Annotated in this window: 17 protein-coding genes; 1 reads left to right on the top strand and 16 read right to left on the bottom strand. The window is 46.9% G+C overall.

Annotated elements, in window-relative coordinates; genetic code table 11:
* Nucleotides 1-156 precede the first annotated feature (156 nt).
* The 16 genes from dinB to JYB87_RS05210 form a co-directional block, all read right to left on the bottom strand.
* Entirely contained in the window at nt 157-1,221 is a 1,065-nt protein-coding gene (gene dinB / locus JYB87_RS05285) for a DNA polymerase IV (protein ID WP_207355852.1), read from the bottom strand.
* Nucleotides 1,222-1,363: 142 nt separating this feature from the next.
* Nucleotides 1,364-3,370, bottom strand: a complete 2,007-nt coding sequence (locus JYB87_RS05280) for a methyl-accepting chemotaxis protein (protein ID WP_207355851.1) — start codon at nt 3,368-3,370, stop codon at nt 1,364-1,366.
* 111 nt (nt 3,371-3,481) lie between these two features.
* Nucleotides 3,482-3,643: a hypothetical protein gene (locus JYB87_RS05275; RefSeq protein WP_207355850.1), complete on the bottom strand. Its 162-nt coding sequence runs from the start codon at nt 3,641-3,643 to the stop codon at nt 3,482-3,484.
* A 144-nt stretch (nt 3,644-3,787) separates the two neighbouring features.
* Nucleotides 3,788-4,255 (bottom strand): bacterioferritin, encoded by a 468-nt coding sequence (gene bfr, locus JYB87_RS05270; RefSeq protein WP_207355849.1) that lies wholly within the window; start codon nt 4,253-4,255, stop codon nt 3,788-3,790.
* A 10-nt stretch (nt 4,256-4,265) separates the two neighbouring features.
* The gene (gene bfr, locus JYB87_RS05265) at nt 4,266-4,739 is read right to left on the bottom strand and encodes a bacterioferritin (RefSeq protein WP_207355848.1); all 474 of its coding nucleotides are present in this window, start codon (nt 4,737-4,739) and stop codon (nt 4,266-4,268) included.
* Nucleotides 4,740-4,953: 214 nt separating this feature from the next.
* Nucleotides 4,954-5,178 (bottom strand): (Na+)-NQR maturation NqrM, encoded by a 225-nt coding sequence (nqrM, locus tag JYB87_RS05260; RefSeq protein WP_207355847.1) that lies wholly within the window; start codon nt 5,176-5,178, stop codon nt 4,954-4,956.
* Between the two features lie 8 nt (nt 5,179-5,186).
* Nucleotides 5,187-6,155, bottom strand: a complete 969-nt coding sequence (locus tag JYB87_RS05255; RefSeq protein ID WP_228729993.1) for an FAD:protein FMN transferase — start codon at nt 6,153-6,155, stop codon at nt 5,187-5,189.
* Between the two features lie 139 nt (nt 6,156-6,294).
* On the bottom strand, nt 6,295-7,551 hold the full coding sequence (nqrF, locus tag JYB87_RS05250) for an NADH:ubiquinone reductase (Na(+)-transporting) subunit F (protein WP_207355845.1): 1,257 nt from the start codon (nt 7,549-7,551) through the stop codon (nt 6,295-6,297).
* Between the two features lie 44 nt (nt 7,552-7,595).
* The gene (gene nqrE / locus JYB87_RS05245) at nt 7,596-8,204 is read right to left on the bottom strand and encodes an NADH:ubiquinone reductase (Na(+)-transporting) subunit E (RefSeq protein ID WP_207355844.1); all 609 of its coding nucleotides are present in this window, start codon (nt 8,202-8,204) and stop codon (nt 7,596-7,598) included.
* Nucleotides 8,205-8,209: 5 nt separating this feature from the next.
* On the bottom strand, nt 8,210-8,842 hold the full coding sequence (locus JYB87_RS05240) for an NADH:ubiquinone reductase (Na(+)-transporting) subunit D (protein ID WP_207355843.1): 633 nt from the start codon (nt 8,840-8,842) through the stop codon (nt 8,210-8,212).
* A complete protein-coding gene (locus JYB87_RS05235) occupies nt 8,842-9,627 on the bottom strand; it encodes a Na(+)-translocating NADH-quinone reductase subunit C (protein ID WP_207355842.1) in 786 nt (261 codons plus the stop codon). Before JYB87_RS05235 ends, JYB87_RS05240 begins: the two co-directional genes overlap by 1 nt.
* Nucleotides 9,620-10,819 carry an NADH:ubiquinone reductase (Na(+)-transporting) subunit B gene (locus tag JYB87_RS05230; protein WP_207355841.1) on the bottom strand — a complete coding sequence of 400 codons (1,200 nt, stop codon included), beginning with the start codon at nt 10,817-10,819 and terminating at the stop codon, nt 9,620-9,622. Before JYB87_RS05230 ends, JYB87_RS05235 begins: the two co-directional genes overlap by 8 nt.
* The gene (locus JYB87_RS05225) at nt 10,816-12,150 is read right to left on the bottom strand and encodes a Na(+)-translocating NADH-quinone reductase subunit A (protein ID WP_207355840.1); all 1,335 of its coding nucleotides are present in this window, start codon (nt 12,148-12,150) and stop codon (nt 10,816-10,818) included. Before JYB87_RS05225 ends, JYB87_RS05230 begins: the two co-directional genes overlap by 4 nt.
* Before the next feature lie 628 nt (nt 12,151-12,778).
* A complete protein-coding gene (gene luxS, locus JYB87_RS05220) occupies nt 12,779-13,288 on the bottom strand; it encodes an S-ribosylhomocysteine lyase (RefSeq protein WP_207355839.1) in 510 nt (169 codons plus the stop codon).
* Between the two features lie 58 nt (nt 13,289-13,346).
* Nucleotides 13,347-13,646 carry a BolA family protein gene (locus JYB87_RS05215; protein WP_207355838.1) on the bottom strand — a complete coding sequence of 100 codons (300 nt, stop codon included), beginning with the start codon at nt 13,644-13,646 and terminating at the stop codon, nt 13,347-13,349.
* A 75-nt stretch (nt 13,647-13,721) separates the two neighbouring features.
* Entirely contained in the window at nt 13,722-14,333 is a 612-nt protein-coding gene (locus tag JYB87_RS05210; protein WP_228729992.1) for an alpha-ketoglutarate-dependent dioxygenase AlkB family protein, read from the bottom strand.
* Nucleotides 14,334-14,534: 201 nt separating this feature from the next.
* On the opposite strand from JYB87_RS05210, the gene JYB87_RS05205 reads away from it, so the two are divergent.
* Entirely contained in the window at nt 14,535-15,665 is a 1,131-nt protein-coding gene (locus tag JYB87_RS05205; protein ID WP_207356602.1) for a methyltransferase, read from the top strand.
* The last annotated feature ends 15 nt before the right edge of the window (nt 15,666-15,680 follow it).

Below are 15,680 nucleotides of genomic sequence, written 5' to 3'. Positions count from 1 at the left end.
CGTTCCTCTGCAGTCGAGCAGTATCAGCAAGCAAAATAGCAAGTGGATGGCAGCTTACAACCTCAACAATAGTTGAGGTCAAGCGATGATTTTGCAAAAAAAGGAATGTTGAACTGAACTGAACTGTGATATTGAACAAATTTTACTCAGAAACTGCTATAGCAATGTCAGTTGCTCTGGACTGTCCTCAGTTTCCAATAGCAGCGGCGCCAAACCTACGCTGACCCCCAGTAAGCGGATAGCTTTACCAGCGCCACGTTCAATTGCTTGCGCAAGTAGCTCGGCGGCCAATCCTGCATCTATTTGCTGTGAGCGGGTTTCAATGGTGGTCTGCTGAAAATCAGCAAACTTAACTTTCACCACTAACTTGTTGATTTGCCGCTCACTGCGGTGCTTTTCAAAGCGCTTGACTAACTCCTGCAGCAAGGCGGGCAGTTGCTGGAGTGCGGCAGGCGCATCTTGTAGATCTTCAGCAAAGGTGGTTTCTACCCCAACCGATTTACGAATGCGACTGGGATTGATTGGCCTATCGTCAATCGCGCGTACGCGCTCATACAGCACAGCGCCAAACTTGCCCATCAATTGCAATAACTGCGCTTTGGGTACTCGCTGTAAATCACCGCAGGTGTGCCAGCCCTGCTGCGCCAAGCGCTCTGCGGTAACTTTGCCAACACCTGGAATACGCTGCAACGGTAAACTGGTAATAAACTCAGGCATCAATTGTGGGGTGATCACAAACAGGCCATTGGGTTTATTAACATCTGAGGCAACTTTGGCGAGAAACTTGATGGGCGCCACTCCTGCCGACGCGGTCAGTTGAGTTTCATTGAAGATATCCTGCCGAATCGCTTCAGCAATTCGAGTGGCCGAGCCTTGATGAAGTGAACAGTTGCTAACATCCAAATAGGCTTCATCTAGCGATAGTGGCTCAATCAATGGCGTATAGCGCCGAAAAATGTCGTGGATTTGCTCTGAAACGGCTTTATAGACCGACATTCGCCCTACAACCAACTGTAACTCAGGGCAGAGCTTGAGCGCATAGGCTGTTGCCATCGCCGAGCGAACGCCAAACTTACGCGCTTGATAATTACAGGTAGCAATCACACCGCGACGCTCGCGAGCGCCACCGACGGCAATGGGTTTATCGCGCAACTCAGGAAAGTCGCGCATCTCCACTGCCGCAAAGTAGCAGTCCATATCGATATGAATGATTTTTCGCATCAGCGGCTAACAGCGAAATTAACCCTCGAATACAGACACTGTATATAAAAACAGTACAAATAAAAAGAGGCAACCACAGTCGCCCATAAAAAAGGAGTGCAATCGCACTCCTTTAGTAAATCAACCACTGAACTATCGCCGATTAGCTCACTTTAAAACGCTGTACGTTGTTCGCCAGTTCATCGCTTAATTGGCTGAATTGATGCATTTTTGCGGCTAAGGCTTCGCTAGAAGACAAAGATTCATCAGAACGCATACTGACATTTTCAATGCTACATGCCACTTCATCGGCAACCACCGCTTGCTGGCTGATTGCCGTGGTAATTTCGATGGTCTGCTGCTGAATTTCATCAATAGCATTGGTGATATCGCCTAATGCCGCATTCACCATCTCCGTCAGTGCCATGCCATTTTCGGCTTGTTTCACCCCGGCTTCCATCACCTGCTCAGCTTGTAGTGCTTGGCTTTGCAGGGTTTGGATGATCTCTTGAATGCTAGCGGTAGAGTCTTGGGTGCGTGATGCCAGTGTACGCACTTCATCCGCCACCACTGCAAAGCCACGGCCTTGTTCGCCTGCGCGAGCAGCTTCAATGGCGGCATTCAATGCCAACAGGTTAGTTTGCTCGGCAATGGCGCGAATCACACTCAATACCTCACCAATTTGCTCTGAACTTGCACGCAATTCACGGATCACCCCAGCGGCAGAGTTCACTTGCTGTGACAACGACTTAATCCCTTCTTCCGCCAGTTGCACGGTTTTAGCGCCTTCAGTCGACGTATGCTTGGCACTATCGGCATAATCTGCAGTGCGCTGCGCATTCGACGCCATCTCTTGACTGGTATGCGCCATTTCCGTTGCGGCCGTTGCCACCGAAGCGATCTCCGCTTTCTGCGCTTTAACAGACTCCAACGCTTTGTCGCAAACTACCACAGTCTCATCTACCCCAACATCAACTTTGTTGGCGAGTGATTGGGTTTCAAGCAACATGCCCTGCACTTTTTCGGCAAATTGGTTAAAGGCATTACTCATACGGCCTAATTCATCCGCGCGTTTCATTTGAATACGGCGCGTTAAATCCCCATCACCATCTGCTATATCTTCCATAGCTACCAGCAGTGAACTGATGTTGCGTCTAAATGGCACCATCACCAACCAAACTGTTAACGCGACCAGCAAAATAATCCCAATGGCGATACTGGATGTGGTCATCAGATGTTGTCTTACCGGCGCTTCAAACACCGTTTCTGGCAACATAAAACCAAGATACCAACGCAACTTAGGATAGTCGCTATTGATCGCGACAAAGCGCACTTGCTGAGTTTGGCCGGCATACACCACGCTGGCAATGCCGCTGCCGTCACGTTGTATGGTCGATTTCAGTTGTGCAAACCCTTGGTTATCACCACTCATCAAATCGACTTTAGCGATATCGGTACCAGGCGTGAACTGACGATTAAAACCCGGGAAATACACCAGCTTTCCCTCATCGGTCATCAAAAATGCTTGGCCTTCGTTCTGATACTTAATCGGCGCCAGCAGGTTTTTACCAATGGTATCCACCAAGATGTCCATGCCACCAATACCCACGAAATGGCCAGCAGCATCATGCACTACAGTTTTAACCGTGGCAGAGATGGAACCATCGTTGGCATCTACTGCAGGGTCGGCGACATAAAGACCGGCTTTATCAATCCCTTCCTGCCACCAAGGACGCTTGTTGGTGTAGTAGTTAGGATCATCGTCATAGCGACCATTGAGGTCAAAATACTCAAAGGTGTTAGCTGAGCCAAGAAATACTGACTTGATATCCTTATCTTTATTGCTAAAGAAGCGGAAATAACGCACCACATCTTGGTATTGTGCATCTTGGGAAAGATCAGCACCGCGCTGTTGGTAATTCGCAAACCAATTCAGCACTGATGGATTGGCAAATATCGCATGCACGACTTGGCCCTTGGCATAGAAGTATCCACCGATCTCCTCTGCCTTTAGCTCAATCATTGATGCAATATCGTTATTAATGCGGACTTTAGTTTCATCGCTATCGCTTTTAACCACGAAAAACGCGACGATTGATAGCAAAATTGCCAATGCGCCTGCGATAGAGAGCACTAACTGCAGACTAAGTGAACGCTTGACAGAAAACATACGACACCTGTTTTTAGAGTTTTTATACGAGGAGGAGATACTCTACCAGAAGCCGTTAGTGAGGTTTAGACAAAAGTATTGTAAAGATGTTACCAAATTACAAATTGTGAACTACTCGTAAAGATTGAAGATGAATTGTAGCTCCTCGGCGGTGATCAGCGGCGGTGGCGTTTTATGACGCTGTTGCTGACGCGCGTTATGGCTGCAGTGTGTCGATGGCAGATTCGATTGAGTTTTTGAGCGGTGATGATCTTTCGGTGCTACGTAAGCCATATTCAGTTTCCTCCAGCTTGAAACAACCGACTAGCGTGATAAAACCGAATATTGCTCATTATTTAAGCGAACTCAACCAATATTAGAAAAGGCCGTTATAAAACGGCCTTTTGATAACACGATTACCACAAGTGTACATTTCAGTTACATTTGTGACTGAATATAGTTCTGCAAACCAATCATCTTAATCAGGCCCAGCTGTTTCTCCAGCCAATACATATGGTCGTCTTCAGTTTCTTCCAGCAGCACTTCCAACAACTCGCGGGTTTGATAGTCTTTCACTTGCTCACACAACTCGATCGCAGCCCGCAGGTTTGCCGCCACTTTGTACTCATACTGCAGATCAGACTCCAACATCTGCTGCACATCTTTGCCGATTGTTAACGGATCGCGACTTTCAACATCTGGAGTGCCTTCCAAAAACAAAATCCGAGAAATCAGCTTGGCAGCATGACCACGTTCGTCTTCAGATTCATGATTGATGCGTTCATACAGCTCTTTCAGCCCCCAATCTTCGTACATATGCGCATGTACAAAATATTGGTCCATGGCTGACAACTCACCATTGAGCAGTTTGTTCAAGACATCGATTACTTGGGGATTTCCTTTCATGGTGATACTCCTATTCTTCAGCCATCTGAGATTGCAGATAATTTTCTATGCCGGTGAGCTTAATCAGTTCGAATTGTGACTCAAGCCAATCTAGGTATTCCTCTTCATCTTCAAGAATATCTTCCAGCAAGTCGCGACTGACATAGTCCTTTTCAACTTCGCACAGCGCAATCGCGTCACGTAGAAACGCGATTTCGTCCTCTTGCATTGATTTATCACAGCTCAACATCTCTTGTGGATGTTCACCGATGCGCAGCTTATCAAGCTGTTGCAGGTTCGGAAGCCCCTCGAGAAACAGCACTCGTTCGATCAGCTTATCGGCTTGTTTCATATCCTTGATCGACTTTTTGTATTCATGATGGTTGAGCCCTTCAAGCCCCCAATTTTTAAACATGCGCGCATGTAAGAAATATTGGTTAATGGCGGTAAGCTCGCTGGTCAGCACTTTATTGAGCTGGGCGATAACTTTAGGTTGACCTTTCATACAATGATTTCCTGTTGAGTAAAGCTTGATCTGTATCAATTAATTAAGCGTATATGCTGATAGTGAGTTTTTCAATAAAACTTACAATTTCAATAAGTTACAAATACAAATCATTATCATTAGTATGAGTAACCAGCATCATATTAGGCCGCTAACTCAATGAAACTAAACCAATAGGCAATAAAAAAGCGGCTTATAAAAGCCGCTGATTTACTTAGATGATGCGATGTTTATTGAGCTTTTCTTGCCGCGCCAGCTCTTTTGCTTCACGCGCCTTACGCCGATCACAGGGCTCGTCACAATCACAGGCCTTCTCAATCCCTAAGGCCCCGAGACCACCGCAACTACCTTGAACCGCCTTACGCTTGACTAGGTAACCTATAGACATCAGTAGAAAAAAAACGAGTAAGAATATAAATGCTGCTAAGAAAGTCGCCACGGTTTACCTCACTGCTGAAGATAGGGTTTAAAGGCAGAGCTATAGTATACCTGAAAACCTTCGTCTTGTTTCTCAATTAACATAATTGCCAAGTGTTGTTGCTCAGCAAGTTCTAATGACTTTTCGGTACCCAACACCATCATCGCGGTGGCATAACCATCAGCGGTCATACAACTTTCGTTGAGTACGGTTACTGATGCCAATCGATGCTTCACCGGATAACCAGTACGTGGGTCAATGATATGGGTAAAGCGCTCCCCGTTTTCTTCATAATAGATGCGATAGTCACCCGATGTCGCCATTGCCATGTTGCCCGGCTCAATGACTTGCTGCACAGCGCGGCCATCTTCTGTGGGCTTTTCAATTGCAACACGCCACGGTGCGCCACCCGGCTTACTACCTTTGGCACTCACCTCGCCGCCAATCTCCACTAAGTAGCCCGCGGGTTGATAGCTTTCCAATAACTCTGCCACCTTGTCCACGCCAAAGCCTTTGGCAATGGAAGATAAATCCACATAAAGATTGGCCTTAGCTTTAGTCATTTGGTCGCCATCAATGAGGATATGTTCAATCCCGGTGCGTTGCTTGGCCGAATCAATCGCATCTTGGGTCGGAATTTGGGTTGGACGCTTATCCGGCCCAAAGCCCCACAGGTTCACCAAGGGACCAAGCGTGATATCGAGTGCACCCTCAGTCAATTTATTGAGGCGAATCCCCTCTTGCACCACTTTGATAGTATCCGGCGAGACCTTCACTGACTGGGATAACTCTGCCGCATTGAATTTGGACAATTCGGAGTTGGGCCGATAAGTAGACATCTCATTGTTGACTTGCTCTAACAACAGATCGATGCGCGCTTGCAACAATGGCGCATCTGGCATTCTGTCATTTGCCACCACTTTAATGTGATAGCTCGTGCCCATCGTACTGCCGCTAAGTGAAATCACTTCCGGCGCTTCGGAGCATCCCAGCAACATTAAGGCAGAAACAATAAGTAAACCGAATTGTTTGAAATGGCGATGTGCAACTGCCGTAAACGGCACAACCAATTGCATAGTAATCTTTCCCTAAAAAAACGGCACAGCTTAAGCTGTGCCGATGTTGTTGCTTGTTCGCTTAGCCGCCGAAGTCATCCAACAGGATGTTTTCATCTTCAACGCCCAAATCTTTCAGCATGGCGATAACTGCCGCGTTCATCACTGGAGGTCCACACATGTAAAACTCACAGTCTTCTGGGGCTTCGTGATGTTTGAGATAATTCTCGTACAACACGTTATGAATAAAGCCAGTGTAACCGTTCCAATCATCCTCAGGTTGAGGGTCTGACAGGGCTACATGCCATTCAAAGTTGTCGTTATCTGCCGCTAAGCCATCGAAATCTTCTACATAGAACATTTCACGCTTAGAACGCGCACCGTACCAGAAGCTTATCTTACGCTTAGTTTTGATACGTTTAAGTTGATCAAAAATATGTGAGCGCATTGGTGCCATACCTGCACCACCACCGATAAACACCATTTCTGCATTGGTATCTTTGGCAAAGAACTCACCGAATGGACCAGAAATAGTGACTTTATCACCGGCTTTCAAGCTCCAGATGTAAGATGACATCTTACCGCATGGCAAGCTCAAATTACGTGGTGGTGGCGTAGCAATACGTACGTTCAGCATGATGATGCCAAACTCTTCTGGGTAGTTCGCCATCGAGTAAGCACGAATCGTCTCTTCGTCAACTTTTGATTCCAGTTTGAAGAAACCAAAGTGATTCCAGTCACCACGATATTTTTCTGGTACGTCAAAATCTGCGTACTTCACATGGTGTGCTGGTGCTTCAATTTGAATATAGCCACCAGCGCGGAACGGAACAGACTCACCATCAGGAATTTGCAGCTTCAGCTCTTTGATGAAGGTCGCTTTGTTATCGTTAGAGATAACTTCGCATTCCCACTTCTTAATGCCGAAGATGTGCTCGTCTAACTCGATGTCCATGTCAGCTTTAACGTTCACCTGACAAGACAAACGGCAACCACTGCGCGCTTCACCTTTGTTAATGTGGTTCAGCTCTGTTGGCAGAATATCACCGCCACCAGACTTCACAATTACACGGCACTGGCCACATGAACCACCGCCACCACAGGCCGATGAGACGAAGATGCCGTTGTTAGCCAGAGCGCCCAACAACTTACCACCCGCTTGAGTAGTAATTGCCTTTGCAGGGTCGCCGTTAATTGAAATCGTAATATCGCCTTCAGAAACCAGCTTGGACTTAGCGAACAGAATCACTAATACCAACACCAGTACGATGGCGGTAAACATACTCACACCGAGATAAACCTCAAGTGGAGTGGACTTAAAAATACCAAGAATATCCATTAACTTATCCTTAGAAGGTCCAAATAGGGTGATTCACAGGGCGATTACAGCGACACACCTGAGAATGACATGAAACCTAAAGCCATCAGACCCGCGGTCACAAAGGTAACCCCTAGACCACGTAAACCCGCTGGTACGTCTGCATACTTCAGTTTTTCACGAATACCCGCCATCAGCATGATTGCCAGAGCCCAACCGGCACCAGAACCAAACCCGAATACAACGCTTTCGCCTAAGTTGTAATCACGTTCCACCATGAAGGATACCGCACCGAAAATCGCACAGTTAACCGTGATCAACGGCAGGAAGATACCTAACGCGTTGTACAGTGGTGGAAAGTACTTATCCAGCGCCATTTCGAGGATCTGTACCAGTGCTGCAATCACCCCGATAAAGGTAATGAACTTCAAAAAGCTCAGGTCAGCATCTGGGAAGCCTGCCCATGCCAAAGCACCTGGCGCCAGCAGCCCCTGATAGATAATTTGGTTTGCAGGTACTGAGATCGTCATTACCACGACCACAGCTACACCTAGACCAATCGCTGTATCGACCTTTTTTGATACTGCCAAAAAGGTACACATACCAAGGAAGAAGGACAGCGCCATGTTTTCGATGAAAACAGAACGGATCAACAAACTAATATAATGTTCCATTATGCTTATCCTTTTGCTTCAACTTGTTCAGGCTTATAGGTACGCAGTGCCCAAATCACCAGACCAATCAAGAAGAATGCGCTTGGTGGCAACAACAGCAAACCGTTTGGTTGATACCAACCACCATCAGAGATTTTCTGCAGAATTTGCACACCAAATAATGAGCCACTACCAAGTAATTCACGAATGAACCCGACCGTCAGCAGCATGGCACCGTAACCTAAACCGTTACCGATACCGTCCATAAAGCTCATCATTGGCGGGGTCTTCATCGCATAGGCTTCAGCACGTCCCATCACGATACAGTTGGTGATGATCAAACCCACGAATACCGACAACTGCTTAGACACGTTGTAGGCATAGGCTTGCAGGAACTGATCAACCACAATCACCAACGACGCGATAATGGTCATCTGCACGATAATCCGCACACTGTTAGGAATGTGGTTACGGATTAACGAGATAAACAGGTTTGAAAACGCTGTTACCGCGGTCAATGCCAAAGCCATTACCAGTGCGGTTTCCATTTTGCTGGTTACCGCCAACGCACTACAAATCCCGAGAACCTGCAACGCAATTGGGTTGTTGGCAAGAATAGGTCCGGTGAGAACCTGTTTGAGTTCTTTAGCGTCAGCCATTAGCTCAGTCCTCCATTGCGTGCTTTCTTAATGAAGTTGGCAAAACCTTCTTCACCCAACCAGAAGGTCAGTGTGTGTTGCACACCGTTACTGGTCAGCGTTGCCCCCGACAGCGCATCAACACCGTATGGCGATGCGGCAACCGCAGGGTTTTTAGTTACAGAAATTGCGATGTTGCCTTGGTCATCAAACAGCTTTTTACCTTGCCATTTAACTTTCCATTTTGGGTTTTCAACTTCGCCACCCAAACCTGGTGTTTCACCTTGGCTGTAATAAACCAAGTTTTGCACTGTGTTGAAGTCAGGCTCTACCGCCAAAAACGCATACATGGTCGACCACAAGCCATAACCGTGGACGGGCAGAATCACGCTTTTCAACTTGCCAGCATCATCACGCACCAGGTAAATCACCGCGTTGTCGGCTAAGCGTTTGATTGACGCTACGTCGTGCACAGGTTTAGAAGAGGTTTCTGGATCACGTGCTGCTTTCTGCTGGTCGAAGGTATCACCGTTAATATCAGTGACTTCTTCGCCAGTTTTCAGATTGATCACTTTGGCTTCAACAAACTTGTCGTAAGTGGCCAAAATCTCCTTCTTGCTGACCTGAGACTTACTGTCGATCAGGTTAGCAGCCTCAAGAATGTATTTTTGTTTGTCTAATAACTTGTTTTCTTGCTGCGTAGGTTTCAATAACACCGCGGCGGTCGATACGAAGATCGAGCAGATAAAACACAAGCCGATAACAATAAATACCGTCCGAGAGAACGTTTCTTTATTCTTAGCCACGGGCAATCCTCCGTTTGATATTCGCCTGAACGACAAAATGGTCAAACAATGGTGCAAACAGGTTGGCAAACAGAATCGCCAACATCATGCCTTCAGGGAAAGCAGGGTTGATTACGCGGATAAACACCACCATGGCGCCAATCAACATACCGTATGCCCATTTTGCTTTGTTGGTAAATGAGGCAGACACAGGATCTGTCGCCATAAACATCATACCGAAAGCAAAACCACCCAATACCAAGTGCCAGTACCAAGGCATTGCAAACATTGGGTTAGTGTCAGAACTTATCACGTTCAGCAGCAGAGAAATGGCAATCATCCCTACCATCACACCGCCAACGATGCGCCATGATGCAATACGGGTATAGATGATCACTAAACCGCCCAGCAAAATTGCCAGCGTAGACACTTCACCGACCGAACCTGGAATAAAGCCTAAGAAGGCGTTCCACCAGTTTTGATCCAGTGCATAGCTCAGTTGGCCTGCCGCAGCTTGACTCAGGGCAGTTGCACCCGAGAAACCATCAGCAACCACCCAAGTGGTGTCACCCGACATATTCAGTGGATAGGCGAAGAATAGGAAGGCACGGCCAGCAAGTGCAGGGTTCAGGAAGTTACGGCCAGTACCACCGAAGACTTCTTTCGCCATCACCACACCAAAACTAATCCCCAATGCCACCATCCATAATGGAATGGTTGCTGGTAATGTCAGGGCGAACAGCACCGAGGTTACGAAGAAGCCTTCGTTAATTTCGTGGCCGCGAACCGAGGCAAACAGCACTTCCCAGATACCGCCTACGGCAAACGTGACGGCGTATATCGGCAGGAAGAAACAGGCGCCATACCACATTAACCCAGCTATCCCAGTGTCAGCGGTTAAGCTGCCGCCTAACAGTTGGAACAAACCAACTTGCCATACGTCTGGCGTACCAAAGCCAGCAGCTAACGCAATCTGAGCTTGCAGACCCACGTTGTACATCCCGACAAACATGGCTGGGAAAGTACAGGCCCACACGGTAATCATCATGCGTTTCAGGTCGAGGTTATCACGAACGTGAGTAGCCCCTTTGTTCACCTTGCCTGGCGTATAAAAAATGGTGGCAGCGGCTTCATAAAGTGCGTACCACTTTTCGTATTTACCGCCTTTTTCAAACTGCGGTTCAATACGTTCAAGAAAATCTTTTAAACTCATAGACCTTCCCTCTCGATAGTCTCGAGGCAATCACGCAGGTAAGTGCCGTAGTCATATTTACCTGGGCAAACAAACGTACATAACGCCAGATCTTCTTCGTCCAATTCCAACGCACCCAACGCGGCAGCACCATCGGTGTCGCCCGAAATCAGGTCACGCAGTAGCATGGTTGGCAGAATATCCATTGGCATTACACGCTCATAGTTACCGATTGGCACCATGGCACGTTCAGAACCACCTGTACTGGTGGTCATGTTGAACAGTTTGGCCGGGCTTAAATGACTTAAGAACGAACGGGTGATCGAGAATTTGTTGGCGCCAGGTAGAACCCAACCCAAAAATTCTTTCTCGGTACCTTCTTCTAGGAGGCTGACCTGAGTCGAATAACGGCCCATGTAGGCATACACGCCACGCGCCTGACGACCATTAAGCACTGAACCCGAAATCACGCGCACGTTACCATCTGCGGCTTCACCTGCGGTCAGCTCTACCGTGCTGGCACCCAATACAGAGCGCACCAAGCGTGGTGATTTAGCTTTAGGACCGCCAATAGCATAGACACGATCAACGCTCAGTTTACCGCTGGTAAATAGCGCACCAATTGCGATGACATCTTGGTATCCGACATACCAAACGGTACGTTTAGATGAAGCTGGCATTAGGAAATGGATGTGAGTGCCCGGAAGCCCCGCAGGATGCGGCCCCGCAAATTCTTCTACTTGAGTATTCGCAGAAGGAATATCCGCACCTGGTGCCTTACACAGGAAAACTTTATCTGCGAGACGAGCAAGTACTTTAAGACCGTTACTGAACGCTGCTTGTTGTTCGGCAATAACAACTTGAGGGTCAGCTGCGAGAGGTTGAGTATCGATGGCAGTGACAAATATCGCTGCAGGCGTAGCATCAATAGCGGGCACTTTACTGAAAGGACGAGTACGTAATGCGGTCCACATCCCTGATTCAATCAGGCTTTCTCGTACTTTTTCCGCTTCCAGTGTGTCTAACTGCTGTTCATTATACTGAGCAAACGAGACGGCATCATCTCCTTCGACCTCAATAACGACAGACTGTAATACACGTTTGGCGCCGCGGTTGATTTCAGTTACTGTGCCACTGGCAAAAGCGGTATATTTAACGCCAGGATTCTTTTTGTCTTCAAAAATCACCTGTCCTTTCAGCACTTTATCACCGACGCGAACTTTCATCGTCGGGCGAAGGCCAATATACTCTTCACCTAATGTAGCTACGTGTTTGATGGCAGGACCATCATGGATAACTTGCTTTGGAGTACCTGCAACAGGTAGATCCAACCCTTTCTTGATTGTAATCATATCCACATGCACTACGTTTTGGAGGAAAGACAATGCGCCGCGTTCCTGTCAACTAGCAAGAATCACAATTATCAATTCCCACCTATTGAGCTAGCGCAGATTTATCTCAGAAATGCGATCGCAATCACGTTGAACGGCGGCATTCTAACGCAATTAGTCCGCTATCGCCACGAAAATTGTAGTGTTTCTCTACTGCATAAATATTCAGCAATTCAGTAACTTCTAACGAATTCCTTAGTAAATTAGGCGGATTTTTGGGATTCGCAACAACATGATTTATAAGAAATTCAGCTAATTTTCAGCAAACACTTTTTTCGTATAACGGCAAACTAACAGCTTTCGATTTTGCCACTCCCCTCCATTTCTAGCGCATAAACTACAACTAAAGTCGTATGCAACTTACGAAATTTTATTTCAGCGTTTTCGGCAACGCATTGCTGCAGAATTCAAATTTCGAAATCAGCAATTTCCACTAGGGATTTGCTGTTTCGAAGCAGTTATTCAACGTAAATTTTACTTTTACTTTCATTGAATAACCTCAACTCACTACATGTTAGTAACTTAATGCTTTTTTTGCCGAAAAAAAAGCTACCCTTTAGTCTGAGTAGCTAATTCAAATGTTGCTAAATTACAACTTTTGTAGAATATCGTCGCTGAGTTTAAGCTCATCGTTACGGTTCACTTGTACACCCGATTGAATCACTTCCCGAGCGATACTTTGTGCTTGTTCTAACGAGTGCATGGTGTAAGTGCCACACTGATATTCATTCAATTCAGGAATATCATTTTGATTTTGCACACTAATCACATCATTCATTGCGGCCAACCACGCATCAGCCACGCGTTGTTCTGACGGGGCACCAATCAAGCTCATGTAAAAACCGGTACGGCAACCCATTGGCGAAATATCAATAATTTCAACACCATCGCCATTTAAGTGGTCTCGCATAAAACCGGCAAACAGGTGTTCCAAGGTATGAATACCACGCTCACTCAAAATTGCTTGGTTTGGGATGCAAAAACGCAAATCAAACACAGTGATGGTGTCACCACCCGGTGTCGTCATGGTTTTGGCTACACGTACAGCTGGCGCGTGCATACGAGTATGGTCAACGGTAAAACTATCTAACAATGGCATGGGCTAAACCTCTTTTTTCAAATTCTTTATTGACGATAATAAAGCCGTAACAGCTTAATTATCCTTTACATTTTGGCGATTCAGGCACTTGTTGTTCAGACTGCCACTCAGCTGGCGTATAGGTGTGCATCGACAATGCATGTACCCCATTGGCTAACTCATGGGCGAGGGTTTCATTGACTTTGCGGTGTCTTGCTAACAGGCGCAAATCAGCAAATGCCTCACTGACAACCACCACTTTAAAATGGGTTTCAGAGTTCGGCGGCACATGGTGATTATGACTTTCGTTAATCACTTGCAGATGCACAGGCGCAAGCGCTTGCTGCAACTTCTGTTCGATGATCGCGGCAACAGACATATGGGTTCTCACTAGAACGGACAATTTGCGGCAGGTTACTGCGTGCTCTACTAAAGATCAATCTTACAGCGTGTTTCAGCGCTGATGATAAAACGGAATAATCTGCCGAAAAGTAAAGTTGAGTCGAGGGTTGGCGAGCTTGGTTCTGCTCGGTAGGCTATGCTGCCAATCGCGCTGCATCGGCCAATGCATCAGTAATAAATCCCCTGCGGCTAATGCAATACGATGTTTTGCTCCGTTTTGCTTGTGGCGGATATCAAAATCCCGTGTAGCCCCAAGCGAGAGCGAAACAATGGCGCTTTGTGAAGCCAATTCCGGCTCATCATCGCTGTGCCAGCCCATTCGCTGTTGGCCATTAGCATAGTGATTGACTAACACGCCATTGAGTTGCAACGAGAAATCCTGCGTTAATTGCTGCCGCAGGCGCGCCAAATAGTGAGGCCAAGGGAGTGCTTCAATCATCAAACCTGAATAGAGATAATCGCAACCACTATCGCCGAACCACACTTGGCTACGCGGAATGGTATGCATCTTACCAAACACCTTAATCGTAGGGCGTGAAAACGGATATTCCAGCGATTCTTGCCACAATAGACGCTGCTGATTTTCGCTCAGATACCCCCGAATGAGCTGCCACGGCTCATCTTGTGTAGGCTTATCGGTTGCGAGTTTATCTTTTGTAAGCATAAGTTTTGTGAAAGGCTTTTCCGCCGCGACAAATAATGGCAATTGCGATTTCATCATTCCACAGCTCCATATTGCTTAACTAATCCCAACCATTATGCCTAACCAATAACTAAACGGTCAGTTTGGCGGCGGTTGTTGCCATTCGCTAATCCAATTGTGATCTGCGATAATCGCGCCATTCTGTGTTTGCCGCGTTTGCTCATGATCAATCAGTTTCAATTTAACAACGTTTCGCTTCAACTTAACCGCTACCCCGCGACTGCCAATGATAATCTTCAAGCATGGGATGCGGCAGATGAGCATTTGCTACAACATATTGACGAACAGGCGGCACATCAGCCAATCCTCATCGTTAATGACAGTTTTGGCGCGCTGTTATGCAGCATCAAACAACAGTTTGCTGACTGTCAAATTAGCTGGCTTTCGGATGCCAAAACCAGTGTGCTCGGTTGTCAGCAAAACCTTGCCAATAATCAGCTGAGTGATGCGCACATTGAATGGCTCACACCAGCACAAACACCTGCAATGACCCCGGCATTAGTGCTGCTGAAACTGCCGAAAAACCTCAATTATTTTATCGAGCAGTTACGCCAACTCAGCCAATGGCTGGCACCAGCGACGCAATTACTGATTGGCGCTAAAGCAAAAAATATTAATCAAGCATTACTGAACACCATCGAAAGCCATTTTGGTAGCGCCTCAGCCAGCCTCGCATGGAAGAAAACCCGAGTCATCAGCGCCGTTTTTGATGGCAAACGCCGTGCTCCTTTGGCCGACCAGCGCTGGCAAACCGACACTGGCATCAAACTTATCGGGCTCGCTAATGTATTTGCCGCAACAAAGTTGGATATTGGTGCACGGTTAATGCTCGACAACTATCCCCAAGGTCAATTCAATCAAGTGGTTGATTTAGGTTGTGGAAACGGCGTTCTGGGGATGCAAGCGGCACTCAGTTATCCAGACGCACAAATCCATTTTGTCGACGATTCCTTTGAAGCAGTCCAGAGCGCTCAAATGGGCTGGCAGGCCAATAGGCTTGATGAAGCCCGCGGTCAATTTCACTGGGATGATTGTTTAAGCCATCTGCCCGCCGAAATTGAGGTGGATTTGGTGTTATGTAATCCGCCATTCCACCAAGGCGAAGCCATTACCGATCATATTGCGTGGCAGATGTTTATGGATGCCAAAAAACGGCTCGCGGTCGGCGGCATGTTACAAGTCGTTGGCAATCGCCACTTAGGTTATCACGTCAAACTCAAGCGCTTATTCGGCAACTGCCAAACCGCTGCCAGCAATAATAAATTCGTGATTTTAAGAAGCGTTAAAGCGTAATGCTCGTTCAATAAC

This window comes from Shewanella avicenniae, from assembly GCF_017354945.1.
Taxonomy (GTDB): domain Bacteria; phylum Pseudomonadota; class Gammaproteobacteria; order Enterobacterales; family Shewanellaceae; genus Shewanella; species Shewanella avicenniae.
The sequence above is the reverse complement of the archived record's forward strand: the minus strand, read 5'-3'. Positions and strand labels throughout refer to the sequence as shown.

Coding starts and splice junctions, on each gene's coding strand:
- JYB87_RS05230 (WP_207355841.1), bottom strand. CDS start 10,819: ATGAGTTTAAAAGATTTTCTTGAACGTATTGAACCGCAGTTTGAAAAA.
- JYB87_RS05205 (WP_207356602.1), top strand. CDS start 14,535: ATGATCAATCAGTTTCAATTTAACAACGTTTCGCTTCAACTTAACCGC.
- JYB87_RS05255 (WP_228729993.1), bottom strand. CDS start 6,155: ATGTTGCTGGGATGCTCCGAAGCGCCGGAAGTGATTTCACTTAGCGGC.
- nqrE (WP_207355844.1), bottom strand. CDS start 8,204: ATGGAACATTATATTAGTTTGTTGATCCGTTCTGTTTTCATCGAAAAC.
- JYB87_RS05225 (WP_207355840.1), bottom strand. CDS start 12,150: ATGATTACAATCAAGAAAGGGTTGGATCTACCTGTTGCAGGTACTCCA.
- JYB87_RS05210 (WP_228729992.1), bottom strand. CDS start 14,333: ATGCTTACAAAAGATAAACTCGCAACCGATAAGCCTACACAAGATGAG.
- JYB87_RS05215 (WP_207355838.1), bottom strand. CDS start 13,646: ATGTCTGTTGCCGCGATCATCGAACAGAAGTTGCAGCAAGCGCTTGCG.
- JYB87_RS05280 (WP_207355851.1), bottom strand. CDS start 3,370: ATGTTTTCTGTCAAGCGTTCACTTAGTCTGCAGTTAGTGCTCTCTATC.
- dinB (WP_207355852.1), bottom strand. CDS start 1,221: ATGCGAAAAATCATTCATATCGATATGGACTGCTACTTTGCGGCAGTG.
- JYB87_RS05240 (WP_207355843.1), bottom strand. CDS start 8,842: ATGGCTGACGCTAAAGAACTCAAACAGGTTCTCACCGGACCTATTCTT.
- luxS (WP_207355839.1), bottom strand. CDS start 13,288: ATGCCATTGTTAGATAGTTTTACCGTTGACCATACTCGTATGCACGCG.
- JYB87_RS05275 (WP_207355850.1), bottom strand. CDS start 3,643: ATGGCTTACGTAGCACCGAAAGATCATCACCGCTCAAAAACTCAATCG.
- nqrF (WP_207355845.1), bottom strand. CDS start 7,551: ATGGATATTCTTGGTATTTTTAAGTCCACTCCACTTGAGGTTTATCTC.
- bfr (WP_207355849.1), bottom strand. CDS start 4,255: ATGAAAGGAAATCCCCAAGTAATCGATGTCTTGAACAAACTGCTCAAT.
- bfr (WP_207355848.1), bottom strand. CDS start 4,739: ATGAAAGGTCAACCTAAAGTTATCGCCCAGCTCAATAAAGTGCTGACC.